This window comes from Neolewinella agarilytica (assembly GCF_900110645.1).
GTDB lineage: Bacteria > Bacteroidota > Bacteroidia > Chitinophagales > Saprospiraceae > Neolewinella > Neolewinella agarilytica.
In genome coordinates this window covers 18,902-33,159 of the sequence record NZ_FOFB01000004.1, presented here as the reverse complement: position 1 = coordinate 33,159, position 14,258 = coordinate 18,902, and the positions used below count along the sequence as shown (strand labels likewise).

Genomic DNA, 14,258 nt, shown 5'->3' with positions numbered 1-14,258 from the left:
CGGAATGAGTTTATGGCGATCAGTTTTCTCAACGGAGATTGATCTGCAACCTATGCAGGAACAGAATGCTCCCGTAACACCTGAAGGATGTCCGCGGGGTCAAGCCGCTTCGTATAATCCGCCGGCGCAAACGCGAGCAGAATATTTGCGTCCGCGTCAATGACGAAAGTCGCCGGTAAAGGGAGCTCATAAAGGTCATCTCCGTTATTCTTCTTCAGATCAATACCGAAGCCGTCGTATACCTCCCGCAAATCTGCCGGTAAGGAGAAAACCAGGCCCAACTCTCTGGCATAGACGTTTCCAAGGTCGCTAAGTACCGGGAATGCCAGCTCGTTTTTCTCTGAAGTCGTAAGGCTGTTGTCAGGTGTTTCCGGAGTGATCGCAACCAGGGCAGCATTAAGTTCTTTCAATTCGGGCAAGGTCTGCTGCAAAGCCCGAAGCTCAAGGTTGCAATACGGACACCAGCCACCGCGGTAAAAAGACACAACGGCAAAATCTCTGCCGTTAAGAACTTCTTGAAGACTCACCGTTTTTCCGTCAACCCCCGGGAGTGAAAAAGCAGGCAACGTGTCTCCCTTTACAGGTGTATTCGCCTCAATTCCAGAGTCCGTGAGTTGCTGCACGGCATTATCCATAATGGACAAGCGAGCATTATCGATCTTTGTCCGGTTAGCTTGGTTTGTAGTTAATAATTGATCTGTCAATGACATGGTTAATCGTTTATCAGGTTAGTTAATGTCCCTTCAAACGCATTACCGCAGCTGCTGTTCCCCACAATAAGTCGTGCAGTCGTTCCACGACAATTGGCCACAATAACAGACACTGAGGCAATTTCCTATATTTGTACAGCAACTTTCAATTGAATCGTGCTGCCATGAAACACCTCTTACTGCTACCCCTTATTTTGGTCAGTCATCTACTCTTCGCCCAAAGCCAAAACGAGCGTCTCTTCGTATTTGGCCACAGCCTGATTGATCATCGTCCGCCTGCAATCGCTACCCCGAGTGACGAAACGACCGTCCCTCACTGGCTCCAACTCTTCGCTCAGGAAGCCGGCCACACCATCGCCGCTGGCGGGCAGTACGGTTTTCTACACTCCCACCGCAATAATATCATTAACGGACTGGTACAACCGCAATGGGGCTATGACATAGTTCCCGGCGTTTGGGACATCGACAACGAGACTTTCGCCGAAGCCGATATGACTTCGGTGATGATCACCGCCGGCAACTTCATCCAGAACGAATTAAGCCCGACAGACGATTACTTCTACGGTGAAGGAGCAGAAGTAGTAAGCCCCATCAGCGCAACCCATGACATAGTCGACTGGGTAGAACAACAAGAACCCGGCACGCGGTTGTTCATTTACGAAAACTGGCCGGAGACCAACCTGGCATTTCCGCCGCCGATGACCGCCCCCACTTATCCCATTAGTGCGGCAGACTTCGCTATTTATAACACTTACACCCAAGCAGGTTTTCACGATTGGTGGATCGACTATCACGATCAACTTCTCGCTTCCCGGCCGGATCTCAATATCCGCATGATCCCCGTCGGGCCTACCCTGGCCAAACTTTTCGGCACCAACCTGGCCAATCAGGTACCGTACACCGAACTCTACGAAGACCTCGACCCGCACGGCCGGGCCACCCTTTATTTTCTGGCCGCAATGGTTACTTACGCTGCGCTTTATCAGGAGGAACCACCGGCTACTTTCGTAGTGCCCAACATTGTCCACGAAGACATCCGTAACAACTACGTCGCCATTTCCGCCTTCATCTGGGCCGAGCTGCAGGCCTTCAACACTCCGGCAGGAGAAAGCCGCGTCTTCTCGGACGCCGCCATGCCCGTCAGCCTGTCCTCTTTCACTGCGATGACGGATCAGGACAAGGTCGTCCTGAGCTGGGCCACCGCCTCCGAAAACGGCACGGACCGCTTTGTCATTGAACGGCAAGTGGAAAGTGCAGCCTTTAGCGAAATTGGCAGCGTCCCTGCAGCAGGTAACCCCTCAGATTACCAGTTCACTGACGACGATCCGCTCGAAGGCACGAATATGTATCGTCTTCGCATCGTCGATCAGGACGGCAGCACCACCTTCAGCTCCGTCGTCACGGCGGAGATCAGCGGCACCACCAGCCTGCGCGTTGTGAACCGTGGAGGACGTCAATTCCAGCTTTACGGTTTAGCCGCCAACAGTCAGCTCAGCCTGGTGGATGGCAATGGGCGGGTAGTATTCCAAACAAACCGACAACCAGCTGAAGCAACCCTGGACTTACCTCCCCACCTTCCTCCAGGCATATACTACCTCATTGCCAACAGCCCGGGCATTTCACCACGTAGTAGCCGGGTGGTGATTATGCGGTAATTTTTTCAGAGACTGAGCCCTCCTCCCAAAAAGAGATTAGAATTATAGAATGGGAAAATTTTAGAATCCTACCGGAGAGTTGGATCTTTAAAATCTTGCAACAGGATTCCCGGGACAGGCCCAACACATCGGTCGCGCAGCGAAGATAATCTGTGCACAAAATCGGTGTAAATCTGTGATGATCTGTGGTTGACCTAAAGCTGCGAAGCAGCCTTCTGCGCCCTCTGCGTCCCTCTGCGTGAGAAAACCTCCAGCTGCAAAGCAGCCTCTCCGTGCACCTCTGTGTCAACCTCTGCGCACCTCTGTGGTTAACCCCAAGAGCTGCGAAGCAGCCTTCTGCGTCCTCTGCTACACTGCGTCCCTCTGCGTGAGAAAACCTCCAGCTGCAAAGCAGCCCTCCAACAGCGGCAGCCCAATCAAATATCGCCTATCAAGTATCGCTTATCGCATATCAGCTTCATACACCGTCGCCCCCTCCGGCATCAAAAACATCTCATCCGAAGGCGCCTCTTTCCCCATCTGCACATCACTAAATACCCGTGTACTACGCGGAGCGACCGGCAGATTGTCCTCCAGCGTATACCACACCAGCGAATCAGGTAATTCTACGCCACCGTGATCACTCCAGGTTGGATACTCAATCCACTTCACCTTATCCGAGGCTTTACCCGTACGGCCTGTAACGGTATAGCCCAGCCAGCGCATTTTACCGGTGGCCTCCTCATAATGCAGGAAGTAATTGTCTTTGGGGCTGATACCGATACCATCGTTGTAACTGATCTTGATGCCGGGGAAGGTTTCTCCATCAAAAACCAGGGCCTCCGTGTCTTCATAAATGATTCCGGGATCCGCCAGTACCCAGGGCATCGCGTAGAAGTAGAACATGAGATTACGGTAAAAGATGGGGTCCCCTTTATACTCGCCTTCGGCAACGACCCAACTCTTTTCGCCGTCGTAGCCGATGGTCGTTCCGCTTTGCTTAATCAGTTCACGCCGGTTGTGCAAATCCAGCATCTGGCTTTCCTTTTTATCTCCGCTCCCCATGGTGTAAGACAGAGACCGGAACTCTTTCCAGGCGTCGATTCCGCCGTGGGCGGCGAAGACCTTGCTGATTGCGGCGGGGTATTCGCTGGCCGCAGGAGGGGCTTCTGCTTCAGGCGTGGTCTCCGCAGCGGGTGGTGTGTCTCCGCAAGCCGTCAGGATTAAGAGAAGAAACGGAAGAAGTGTAGTTAAAACTTTCATAGTAGTGATATTGCTGTTGGCGATACGTAAAGTGGGCACCTTAGGTTGAGTGTCTGGTCGTTTAATTGAGAAGAAGTGTCGTAAGGGGGCTTACCGCACTGCTTTTTACCCCTTCCTCGCACCTGCGTTTGCGCCTGATTATTTTCCGGGCGCAAACGCGGGTGCAGAGGAAAGTCTCCTGAAAAGCAATGGACAAGGGACACTTTCCTCTACCCTTAAAGCCCCATTCCGATCAACAATTTTACTACCTTCACCCTCCTAGCCAAGACCACCATGCAAAACCAAAAAGATCTCGCAGAAAAGCTGTCCCTCGCCCGCCTCGGCGGCGGTCAGGAACGCATTGATAAACAACACGCTAAAGGCAAGTTAACGGCCCGTGAGCGCCTCCACCTACTGCTTGACCCCGGTAGCTTTGAAGAAATTGGCGCGCTGGTTACCCACCGAACCACCGACTTCGGCATGCAGGACCAACTCTTCTACGGAGATGGCGTAGTGACCGGCTACGGCACCATCGGTGGCCGTCTGGTGTACGTCTTTGCCCAGGACTTCACCGTCTTCGGCGGAGCCCTCTCGGAGACCCACGCCGAAAAGATCTGCAAGGTGATGGACATGGCCGTCAAGACCGGTGCTCCCTTCATTGGCCTCAACGACAGCGGCGGGGCCCGCATTCAGGAGGGCGTTCGTTCGCTCGGCGGCTACGCCGACATTTTCTACCGCAACGTGCAGGCCAGCGGCGTCATCCCCCAGCTCTCGGCCATCATGGGGCCCTGCGCCGGTGGCGCGGTCTACAGCCCGGCGATGACCGATTTTACCGTCATGGTCGAAGGCAGCAGCTATATGTTTGTCACCGGCCCGAACGTAGTCAAAACCGTGACCAACGAGGAAGTCTCCAGCGAAGAACTCGGTGGCGCCAGCGCTCACTCCACGAAGTCTGGCGTCACCCACCTCACGGCAGCTAACGATGTCATCTGCCTCAACAAAATCAAAACCCTGCTGAGCTACCTGCCACAGAATAACCGCGAAAAAGCCCCTGCCCTGCCCTATGAGCTGGGCGAAGAGGTCCGGGAGCAACTCGAAGGCATCGTGCCCGAAAGTCCGAACCAGCCCTACGACATGCGGGATGTCATCCGGGGTATCATCGACGACGAGACCTTCTTCGAGATCCACGAAAACTACGCCGACAACATCGTCGTCGGCTTCGCCAGCCTGGCGGGCAAGAGCATCGGTATCGTCGCTAATCAGCCGATGAGTCTGGCCGGGGTGCTGGACGTAGAATCCAGCAAAAAAGCCGCCCGCTTTACCCGTACCTGTGATTGCTTCAACGTTCCCCTGCTCGTCCTCGTCGATGTTCCCGGCTTCCTGCCCGGCACAGATCAGGAATGGAGCGGCATCATCACCAACGGCGCTAAGCTACTCTACGCATTGAGCGAAGCCACCGTGCCCCGCATCACCGTCATCACTCGCAAGGCCTACGGTGGCGCCTACGACGTGATGAACTCCAAGCACATCGGCGCTGACCTTAACTACGCCTGGCCCGGCGCTGAGATCGCCGTCATGGGCGCCAAAGGCGCCAGTGAGATCATCTTCCGCCGCGAGATTAAATCCGCCGACGACCCCGCCGCCAAACTCGCCGAGAAAGAAGCCGAATACGCCGACAAATTCGCCAACCCCTACCGGGCCGCGCAGCGCGGCTTCATCGATGAAGTCATCCTGCCGAAGGAGACGCGTCGTAAGCTCATCCGTGGCTTCGCCATCCTAGAGGATAAGGTCGTGGAGGGACCGAAGCGGAAGCATGGGAATATTCCTCTGTAGTCCTGTTTTCTTGTGCTTACAAAGTTACTTTTCATCAATACGTCGAGACTTAACGCCGGGGCAATGCTCTCCTCCAACTCCTCCTCTCCTTCCACTCCTTCGGAAAACAACTACCGGGAACTACAGCTCCAGCCCCTTCCCTTCCCCCAGCAACTCCCGTCCCAGGTTACACCAGCTTCCCCCATCATCAAGAATCCAGCTGTCGGAAGAAACCACGACCACCTCATCAGGTAAGGCGATAAGTTCTTTGTCCGGATTGTTGACCAACAATATCTCCCAGCCATAGCCCTCCGCTTCTGATAATTCCCGCAGCATCGTTTTAAGCCGGCCGGAGTTAGACACCGGTGCGTCGAAATACCAGACAACTTCGCTGGCTTCGCGCAGCGCTTCGCCGACCAACTTTAGGGCAGGCACAGTATGCTGCACGTTCTTGTACGTTCCGTGGACACCCGCCAGATCCCGGTAAGTCCCATCCCGCCCCTGCAAAACAAGTCCGCCACCGAAAGCACTCTCCAGCAGGATGAGCAGGTTAAAGCCGTCGATGGCTACCCTCCGGCCTGCGAGCTCCGACAGCAACACCTGCCGTCCCTTCCTCCTGGCCACCGCTTCCGCTGACGCTGACGACCGACCAACCGCCATTCGTTGCCGTTTATTCAAGCGGTAACGATTCCCCACCAGCTGGAGAGCAGAGTCCGCTCCGTACCCCCTTCCCAGCAGCCAGCACAAATCATCCGTGGCGGCGCGGAGCGCCGGGTGGTACTTTTCGCCGAAGAGGCGTGCGTCGTTGGGATGTGGGCCTCGGTTTCGGGTGGGCATGAGGAAAGGGTTATAAGTGGATTAGGTCAGGAAATTACGTCTTCCAAAATAGTGATTAGAATTAATAGAATTAGAATACCCCTTCACACTTATCCATCTCCTCCGTTCCTTCCGAAAACAGCCGTGTCGCGAAGCGATTGTAATCTGTGCATCAATCAGTGGTAATCTGTAGTTAAATAGCTGCGCAGCGGCCCAAGGCTAATAGATTAGGATTAATAGGATTTTTGTAGAATTTTTAGGATTCATAAGTTTGGTCTTCGCTATTTCCGCTTCTCTTCCCGGTAACAGCACCATCACGTAGCGACCTGAATCCGTGCCTAAATCTGTGAAAATATGTAGTAATCTGTGGTAAAAAACTGCGCAACAGAGCCCTTCTCTTCCCCCTCCCTCCTTCCTCATCTGCGGGAAAACCTCTTAGCTGCGAGCAGCCCCAGAATAACAAACGCCCTCCCCGAAACATCGGAAAGGGCGTTTATCTGGGTTTAAGTAAAACCCGTCAGTAGAGACTGATTAGAAGTCAGCACCAAGGCTTTGCATCCGGCTTCCGCCGCTGCGACCTTCAATCTTACCGTCTTTTACCAGACCATCATACTTACGCATGAGCAGGTAGCTTTCAATCTGCTGCAGGGTGTCCAATACAACACCAACCATAATGATCAGGGAAGTACCACCAAAGAAGATGGCAAAAGCCTGGTTGATACCGAAGCGCGCAGCGATAGCGGGCAGAATGGCAATCAAACCGAGGATGATAGAACCCGGAAGGGTTATCCGGCTGGTGATCGCATCAATGTACTCTTCCGTTTCAACGCCACCACGGATACCGGGGATAAACGCATTCTGACGGCGCAGGTACTCCGTGTACTGGCCGGGGTTCACTACCAATGCCGTGTAGACATAAGTGAAAACCACTACCATTACGAAGTAAACGATGTTGTAGAGCGGGGAAGTAAAGTCGTTAAACTGCTGAACGAACCAGCTCGTCTGTGCTTCCTGGCCACCGAAGCCGGCAAGGCTTACGGGCAGCAGCATCAGCGCCTGAGCGAAGATGATCGGCATTACACCAGAAGCGTTAACCTTCAGTGGAATGTAATCGCGGTTAGTTGTTGTTGGTGCGGCGGAAGCTCCACGGCCTACGGAACGCTTAGCGAACTGCAGGGGAATTTTCCGTACACCAGTTACGACCATCACCGTTACCAGGGTAACGAAGAAGAAGGCCAGCATTTCAATAACGAATACCAGCAGGGCACCGCTTTCAAACTTAGACTGCAGTTCGAAACCGAGTGCAGCGGGAAGTCCGACAATAATACCTACCGTAATCAGGAGAGATACACCGTTACCAATACCACGGTCCGTGATCCGCTCACCAAGCCACATCGCGAAGATGGTACCCGTAGAAAGGATCACAATACCAGACAACCAGAAAACGGAAGGATCGACCATAGAGGACATACCGCCGTTACTCTTGATGTAAGTCAGGTAACCAGCACCCTGAACCAGGGTAATAGCGACCGTGAGCGCGCGGGTGATCTGGCTGAGTTGCTTACGACCGGACTCCCCTTCTTTGCTCTGCAGCTTCTGGAAGTAAGGAACGGCAAAGCCCAACAGCTGTACAATGATACTGGCCGTAATGTAGGGCATGATACCCAGGGCCATAATCGAAGCATTGTTGAATGCCCCTCCGGTAAAGAGGTTGATCAGTCCCAGGAGGTCATTGGCGCTACCGGAAGATTCCATGGATGCCTTAAGGGCAACCACATCCGCTCCGGGAAGTACGATGTACGAGCCCAAACGGTAAATGGCGATCAGAAGCAGCGTGAACAGAATCCGCTTACGCAGTTCGTCGATCGTCCAGATGTTCTTTAAAGTTTCAAAAAACCTCATCATGGGATAGTGAGTTTAGGCGATGGTAAGAGTACCACCAGCTTTTTCAATAGCTTCCTTAGCAGAAGCAGAGGCAGCGTGAGCGGTCAGCGTGAGCTTAGCGGTCAATTCACCAGTAGCGAGGACCTTTACCAGGTCGTTCTTCTTGATGATGCCGGCAGTATAGAGTGCTTCCGGAGAGATTTCCGTCAGGCCGTGCTTCTCACTGATGGCCTGAAGGCGATCAAGGTTGAAAGCAACGTAGGCAACCCGGTTCGGGCTGTTGAAACCTCGCTTAGGAAGACGCATCTGAAGGGGCATCTGACCACCTTCAAAACCGCGCTTACGCTTGTAACCACTACGGGATTTGGCACCTTTGTGTCCACGGGTGGAAGTACCACCACGGCCGGAGCCTTGTCCGCGAGCGATTCGCTTGCCGGACTTAGTAGCGCCGGCGGCTGGTTTGAGATTATTAAGTTCCATGATGGAATTTATTTTTAAAGACGAAGCATTTTCAGGGCGCGGACGCAGGATGCAAAGAGGTGCTCAGGGAGCGCCATGCAAATTACGTACCAGGCAAGCCTTTCTGTCATATTAATGTCACCCTGTCAGGCGCGATGCCAAAAGGGATTGATAATTAACGGACAGGATTATGCTTCCTCGACTTTTACAAGGTGGCTTACTGCCTTCACCATACCCATGATAACGGGGGTATTTTCCCGTTCAACGGTTTGGTGCATTCGCTTAAGACCAAGGGCCAGGATCGTTGCCTTCTGTTTCTTCGGGCGGTCGATCACACTTTTGATCTGGGTAATTTTTATCTTAGCCATGTTGATTTGTTGTTACACTGATTAGAAGAAATCGGCTACGTCAGTAGTTAAACTGAGCGAAGTGCCTTTTACCCTTCAAACAGTTTTTCCATGGAAATACCCCGTTGCTTAGCGATGTCCATCGGGCTACGGAGTTTTTTCAGTGCATCGATGGTGGCTTTGATCACGTTGTGTGGGTTAGAAGAACCCTGTGACTTGGCCAGTACGTTGTGAACACCTGCGATGTCCAGTACAGCACGCATAGCACCACCAGCAATTACACCGGTACCCTCAGAAGCGGGCTTGAGCAATACTTTGCCTGCACCATACTTACCGAGCTGCTCGTGTGGGATAGTACCCTTGTGCAGTGGAACTTTAATCATGCTTTTACGAGCCGTGTCCGTTGCCTTCTGGATAGCTTCAGAAATGTCACGGGCCTTACCCATGCCATGTCCTACTTTGCCTTTACCGTCACCTACAACAACGATGGCAGCGAAAGTGAACGTCCGTCCACCTTTAGTTACTTTGGAGACCCGGTTAAGGGCAACCATCTTTTCGCGTAGTTCCGGTTCAGAACTGTTGCCTTGGTCATTTTTACCACCTCGGCGATTGTTATCGCGTCGGTTGCGACCGCCGCCTGAATTTCTGTTATCAGCCATTATTGTGCTATTTAGAATTTGAGGCCGCCTTCCCGGGCGCCATCAGCGAGGGACTTAACACGTCCGTGAAACAAATATCCTCCCCGGTCGAAGAGAACGTTTTCGATGCCCTTGGCAGTAGCACGCTCAGCGATGAGCTTGCCTACCGCAACCGCCTGTTCCGCTTTATTGCCTTCATTAGCAACGGCAGCTTCAAAGCTACTGGCCTGTGCAAGGGTTACGCCGTTGACGTCATCGATCAATTGAGCGTAGATATATTTATTAGAACGGAAGACGTTCAGTCGTGGCTGCTCCGGCGTGCCAGAGATCTTCTTACGAACACGGCTGTGAATCCGCTTCCTCCGCTTGAGTTTTGTGAGTTGCATTGCTACTTTTTTTTTACCCCGTCAGGGAATTAGAGATCCTAGCCCTTAGCAGCTGTCTTACCAGCTTTACGACGAAGTTCTTCACCAACAAATTTGATACCTTTTCCTTTGTAAGGCTCAGGCTTACGGAAAGCGCGAATCTTAGCGGCGATCTGACCGATGAGCTGCTTATCGTTGCTCGTCAGTTTAACGATCGGTGCTTTACCTTTCGCACTGATGGCTTCTACCTGCACTTCCTGGGGAACCATGAAGTAAATAGGGTGAGAGAAACCAAGCGTAAGGATCAACAGGTTGCCCTTGTTTTCCGCACGGTAACCTACACCTACGATTTCAAGCTGCAGCTCGTAACCGTCGGTTACGCCTACAATCATGTTCGCGATCAGGCTGCGGTACAGGCCATGGAAAGACCGGTGACGCTTGCTGTTAGAAGGACGGGTAACCGTAAGGGTTCCATCTTCAAGGTTAACACCCAGATCGGGGTTTACCTGCTGCGAAAGCTCCCCCTTAGGGCCCTTCACGGTAACCAGATTCCCCTTGCTGATGTCAATAGTGACACCGGAGGGAACGCTGATGGGATTCTTGCCAATTCTGGACATATCCTGTTGATTTAATTGCCTTACGAAAAACGACCAGATAGTCTAACCTTTTCTGCAGGCGTGATTCTTTGTTAGTTATAATTTGATTAGTAGACGTAGCAAAGTACTTCGCCTCCAACATTGTCTTTGCGTGCCTGCTTGTCCGTCATCAACCCGTGAGAGGTAGAAACGATAGCAATACCCAGGCCATTAATTACGCGGGGAAGTGCATCAGCTCCAACGTACTGGCGTAGCCCTGGCTTAGAAACACGAATGAGCTTACGAATTACGGGACGCTTACTGTCCTTTTCATACTTAAGAGCGATAGAGATTTCTCCCTGCTTGCCCTTACCGGCTTCATCGTCAAACTTGTACTTCAGGATGTATCCCTGATCGTACAGAATTTCTGTCATCCGCTTCTTAGTCTTGGAAGCTGGAATGATTACGACACGGTGACCTGCGATCTGCGCATTGCGGATACGGGTCAGATAATCAGCGATTGGGTCCGTTACGGCCATTTTGCTATTAATTGCGCTCCGTGGTTTTCCCTTCGGGAACTACCGGAGCTGTTATAAAAGGTTGCAAGTTGCAAGTTGCAAGTTGCAGTTTGCAAGTTGCGGGTTGCAAATTGCAGGTTATTGGGAAGCAGAGAGACATTGAGGTAGTGAAACCTGCCACATGAAACCTGCAACCTGAATTCTTTACCAGCTTGCCTTACGGACTCCTGGAATCTTTCCATCAAGGGCCATTTCCCGGAACTTTACCCGGCAAAGACCGAACTTACGCATGTAGCCTTTTGGGCGACCGGTAATTCCACAACGGTTGTGGAGACGGATTGGGTTAGAGTTACGGGGAAGCTTATCCAGCTCGTCCCAGTTTCCTTCGGCCTTCAGCTGTGCACGCTTTTCAGCATACTTAGCGACCATGCGCTCCCGCTTGCGTTCGCGGGCAATGAGTGATTTACGAGCCATTACGCGTTCGTGTTATTTTGGTTCTTGAATGGAAGACCGAGGGCCTTCAGCAATGCCAACGCTTCTGCGTCAGTCTTAGCACTGGTTACGAAAGTGACATCGTAGCCGGTGATGTTAGCCACATCATCGAGGCTGATCTCCGGAAAGATGATCTGCTCCGTGATACCCATGGTGTAGTTACCACGGCCATCGAAGCTCTTGTCGTTGATACCGCGGAAGTCACGTACACGTGGCAGAGCGGCAGAAATCAGACGGTCCAGGAAGTCATACATCCGCTCACGGCGAAGGGTAACTTTAGCACCGATCCCCATATCGTCACGAAGACGGAAGTTAGAGACAGATTTCTTAGACTTCGTGATGACAGCCTGCTGGCCAGCCACGAGGGTCATTTCTTTAGCAGCGTTCTCTACCAACTTACGGTCCTGGGTAGCTTTACCCACTCCCTGGTTGATACAGATCTTCAGCAAACGAGGTACCTGCATGGTGCTGGCGTAGCCAAACTGTTCGTTCAGTTGGTCGCGAACTTCCTCGTCGTACTTTTTCTTAAGTCTTGGCGTGTAGCTCATTAGTTGATGATATTTCCGTTACGCTTACTGAAACGCTGGAGTTTTCCGTTGTCACCGGCCTTACGACCAACGCGGGTCGGCTGGTTATCAGAATCCACCAGCATCAGGTTGCTAATGTGAATAGAAGCGGCTTTCTCAACGATGCCACCGGCTTCGGTTTCCGTTGGTTTCTGGTGCTTCTTGCGAATATTCACGCCATCTACGATAGCGCGGTTTTCAGAGGGAAGGATCTGAAGGACTTCACGGGGCGTGGAGCGGTCTTTGTCGGCACCGGCGATGACCACGACCATGTCTCCCTTCTTGATTTTCAGCTTCGGCGCGAAGCGCTTCTGCTTATCCTTGTAGGTTTTGTTAGCCATTGGAGTTATTATTGGTGCCCTAGAGTACTTCCGGGGCCAGTGAAACGATCTTCATGTAGTCGCGGTCGCGAAGTTCGCGGGCCACGGGGCCGAAGATGCGCGTACCGCGGGGCTCCTCGTTAGCGTTGAGGAGAACTACGGCGTTGTCGTCAAAACGGATGTAAGAACCGTCCTTACGACGGATTTCCTTACGAGTCCGCACTACAACAGCGCGAGATACAGAGCCTTTTTTGACGTTACCGCCTGGGGAAGCTTCCTTAACCGTTACGACGATCTGGTCGCCAATGCTGGCGTAGCGGCGCTTCGAGCCGCCCAGTACGCGAATACAGAGTACTTCTTTAGCACCGCTGTTGTCGGCTACGCGCAACCGTGATTCCTGCTGGATCATGTCTAGCTATTTAAACGATTAAGATTACTTGGCTTTCTCGATCACGTCTACCAGACGCCAGCGCTTGCGGCGGCTCAGTGGACGAGTTTCCATGATGCGAACTAGATCACCAATCTGGCATTCGTTGTTCTCATCATGGGCGATGAGCTTCTTTGATTTTTTTACGTACTTACCGTAAATGGGGTGCTGAAGACGACGCTGAATCTCAACGGAGATTGTCTTGTCCATCTTATTGCTGGCAACAATACCGATACGCGTCTTGCGATCATTACGGCCAGTATCCTCAGCTTCCGGTTCTGGTGCGAAGTAGTTCGTTACTGTTTCAACAACAGCTTCGGTGGCCTCAACGGCAGCACCTACAACTTCACCAGCAGCCTCAGCTACGGTTTCTGCAGCAGCGGTCACGTTCTCGACGACGCCGCCTTCCTGCTCTTTATTTTCCTCGTTGGTCATGTTCGCTTACTTTTTACGACGACGGATTAGGATACGGTCCCGCTTTGCGGCAGCCTCCGGAGAGAGAGCAGCCAGCTCACGGCGACGAATTTCGGTTTTGATACGTGCGATGTCTCGACGTACCTCCCGCAGTCGCAGCGGGTTTTCGATACCATTTACGGTATGATCGAATTTCATTTTTTCGAGGCTGACGGTCGTCTCATTCAGCTGATCCTGCAGATCTGCGTCAGAGGCGTTACCCAACTCGACTGATTTATTACTCGCCATCAGATTTTATTGTTATGCCGCGCAGCAAGCCGGCGGACTCATCTATTAAAAGCGTTTATATACTTGTTAGCCTACGTAATCCAGGCGGGTAACCACCTTGGTCAGTACGGGTAACTTCTGGGCTGCCAGGCGAAGAGCTTCTTCAGCTACTTCCCGGGTAACACCATCGAGCTCGAACATAATTCGTCCGGGCTGAACATTAGCGACCCAGTGATCAAGGGCACCCTTACCCTTACCCATACGTACTTCCAACGGCTTGCTGGTGATAGGCTTATCAGGGAAAATGCGAATCCAGACTTTACCTTCACGTTTCATATGACGAGTCATAGCGATACGTGCTGCTTCGATCTGGCGGTTGGTGATACGTCCCGTTCCAAGGCTTTTAAGGCCAAAGGAACCGAAGTCAACCTTATTACCACGCTGCGCAAGGCCGCGATTACGACCCTTCTGCTGCTTCCGGTATTTAGTTCTTTTCGGCTGTAACATTGCTTAAAGTTTAGTGGATAAACGCCCAAAAACCGGTCGTTTACGCCCCGAATTTCCCCGAGGTCCTCGTTAGAGCGGGGCAAAGGTAAGATTTTCTTCCGACATAGGGAAGTTTGCCATGGCAAACTTTCCATTTAGTTGTCAAAAGTAGAAAGCAAGGCCGCGTCAACGAGTTCTCGTTGCGCACGGCCCTGCTTCCAGGGGTAGAAATCAGCGCAAACCAGGGTTTGATGATTTCTGTTCGGTTATTCTCTCGCCAGAGGCG

Annotated in this window: 19 protein-coding genes; 2 read left to right on the top strand and 17 right to left on the bottom strand. The window is 52.4% G+C overall.

Features of this window, described 5'->3' with window-relative positions:
• Positions 1-50: 50 nt before the first annotated feature.
• Positions 51-710, bottom strand: coding sequence for a peroxiredoxin-like family protein (locus tag BM123_RS04775; RefSeq protein ID WP_090165851.1), 660 nt, complete (start codon positions 708-710; stop codon positions 51-53).
• 164 nt (positions 711-874) lie between these two features.
• On the opposite strand from BM123_RS04775, the gene BM123_RS04770 reads away from it, so the two are divergent.
• Positions 875-2,365, top strand: a complete 1,491-nt coding sequence (locus BM123_RS04770; protein WP_139211764.1) for a fibronectin type III domain-containing protein — start codon at positions 875-877, stop codon at positions 2,363-2,365.
• 441 nt (positions 2,366-2,806) lie between these two features.
• Here the strand turns inward: BM123_RS04770 and BM123_RS04765 are convergent, their stop codons facing one another.
• Positions 2,807-3,607, bottom strand: coding sequence for a DUF6503 family protein (locus BM123_RS04765; RefSeq protein ID WP_090165847.1), 801 nt, complete (start codon positions 3,605-3,607; stop codon positions 2,807-2,809).
• 273 nt (positions 3,608-3,880) lie between these two features.
• On the opposite strand from BM123_RS04765, the gene BM123_RS04760 reads away from it, so the two are divergent.
• Complete coding sequence (locus tag BM123_RS04760) at positions 3,881-5,419, top strand: acyl-CoA carboxylase subunit beta (RefSeq protein WP_090165846.1); 1,539 nt, start codon at positions 3,881-3,883, stop codon at positions 5,417-5,419.
• Between the two features lie 120 nt (positions 5,420-5,539).
• On the opposite strand, the gene BM123_RS04755 is transcribed toward BM123_RS04760, so the two are convergent.
• The 15 genes from BM123_RS04755 to rplP form a co-directional block, all read right to left on the bottom strand.
• The gene (locus tag BM123_RS04755) at positions 5,540-6,235 is read right to left on the bottom strand and encodes a DUF434 domain-containing protein (protein ID WP_090165844.1); all 696 of its coding nucleotides are present in this window, start codon (positions 6,233-6,235) and stop codon (positions 5,540-5,542) included.
• Positions 6,236-6,745: 510 nt separating this feature from the next.
• A complete protein-coding gene (gene secY / locus BM123_RS04750; RefSeq protein ID WP_090165842.1) occupies positions 6,746-8,119 on the bottom strand; it encodes a preprotein translocase subunit SecY in 1,374 nt (457 codons plus the stop codon).
• A 12-nt stretch (positions 8,120-8,131) separates the two neighbouring features.
• On the bottom strand, positions 8,132-8,578 hold the full coding sequence (gene rplO, locus BM123_RS04745) for a 50S ribosomal protein L15 (RefSeq protein ID WP_090165840.1): 447 nt from the start codon (positions 8,576-8,578) through the stop codon (positions 8,132-8,134).
• Between the two features lie 167 nt (positions 8,579-8,745).
• Entirely contained in the window at positions 8,746-8,925 is a 180-nt protein-coding gene (gene rpmD / locus BM123_RS04740) for a 50S ribosomal protein L30 (RefSeq protein WP_090165838.1), read from the bottom strand.
• 68 nt (positions 8,926-8,993) lie between these two features.
• Positions 8,994-9,563, bottom strand: a complete 570-nt coding sequence (gene rpsE, locus BM123_RS04735) for a 30S ribosomal protein S5 (protein WP_262490443.1) — start codon at positions 9,561-9,563, stop codon at positions 8,994-8,996.
• A gap of 11 nt (positions 9,564-9,574) precedes the next feature.
• Positions 9,575-9,928, bottom strand: coding sequence for a 50S ribosomal protein L18 (rplR, locus tag BM123_RS04730; RefSeq protein WP_090165836.1), 354 nt, complete (start codon positions 9,926-9,928; stop codon positions 9,575-9,577).
• A 38-nt stretch (positions 9,929-9,966) separates the two neighbouring features.
• Complete coding sequence (gene rplF / locus BM123_RS04725) at positions 9,967-10,524, bottom strand: 50S ribosomal protein L6 (protein WP_090165834.1); 558 nt, start codon at positions 10,522-10,524, stop codon at positions 9,967-9,969.
• An 86-nt stretch (positions 10,525-10,610) separates the two neighbouring features.
• Positions 10,611-11,021, bottom strand: a complete 411-nt coding sequence (rpsH, locus tag BM123_RS04720) for a 30S ribosomal protein S8 (protein WP_090165832.1) — start codon at positions 11,019-11,021, stop codon at positions 10,611-10,613.
• 183 nt (positions 11,022-11,204) lie between these two features.
• A complete protein-coding gene (gene rpsN / locus BM123_RS04715; RefSeq protein WP_090165830.1) occupies positions 11,205-11,474 on the bottom strand; it encodes a 30S ribosomal protein S14 in 270 nt (89 codons plus the stop codon).
• On the bottom strand, positions 11,474-12,040 hold the full coding sequence (gene rplE, locus BM123_RS04710; RefSeq protein ID WP_090165828.1) for a 50S ribosomal protein L5: 567 nt from the start codon (positions 12,038-12,040) through the stop codon (positions 11,474-11,476). Before rplE ends, rpsN begins: the two co-directional genes overlap by 1 nt.
• On the bottom strand, positions 12,040-12,399 hold the full coding sequence (gene rplX, locus BM123_RS04705) for a 50S ribosomal protein L24 (RefSeq protein WP_090165826.1): 360 nt from the start codon (positions 12,397-12,399) through the stop codon (positions 12,040-12,042). The genes rplE and rplX overlap by 1 nt, the downstream gene beginning before the upstream one ends.
• 19 nt (positions 12,400-12,418) lie before the next feature.
• On the bottom strand, positions 12,419-12,787 hold the full coding sequence (gene rplN, locus BM123_RS04700) for a 50S ribosomal protein L14 (RefSeq protein WP_090165824.1): 369 nt from the start codon (positions 12,785-12,787) through the stop codon (positions 12,419-12,421).
• Positions 12,788-12,811: 24 nt separating this feature from the next.
• On the bottom strand, positions 12,812-13,192 hold the full coding sequence (gene rpsQ / locus BM123_RS24885) for a 30S ribosomal protein S17 (RefSeq protein WP_406603242.1): 381 nt from the start codon (positions 13,190-13,192) through the stop codon (positions 12,812-12,814).
• A gap of 54 nt (positions 13,193-13,246) precedes the next feature.
• Entirely contained in the window at positions 13,247-13,507 is a 261-nt protein-coding gene (gene rpmC, locus BM123_RS04690) for a 50S ribosomal protein L29 (RefSeq protein ID WP_090165820.1), read from the bottom strand.
• 66 nt (positions 13,508-13,573) lie between these two features.
• Positions 13,574-13,993 carry a 50S ribosomal protein L16 gene (rplP, locus tag BM123_RS04685; RefSeq protein ID WP_090165818.1) on the bottom strand — a complete coding sequence of 140 codons (420 nt, stop codon included), beginning with the start codon at positions 13,991-13,993 and terminating at the stop codon, positions 13,574-13,576.
• Between the last annotated feature and the right edge of the window lie 265 nt (positions 13,994-14,258).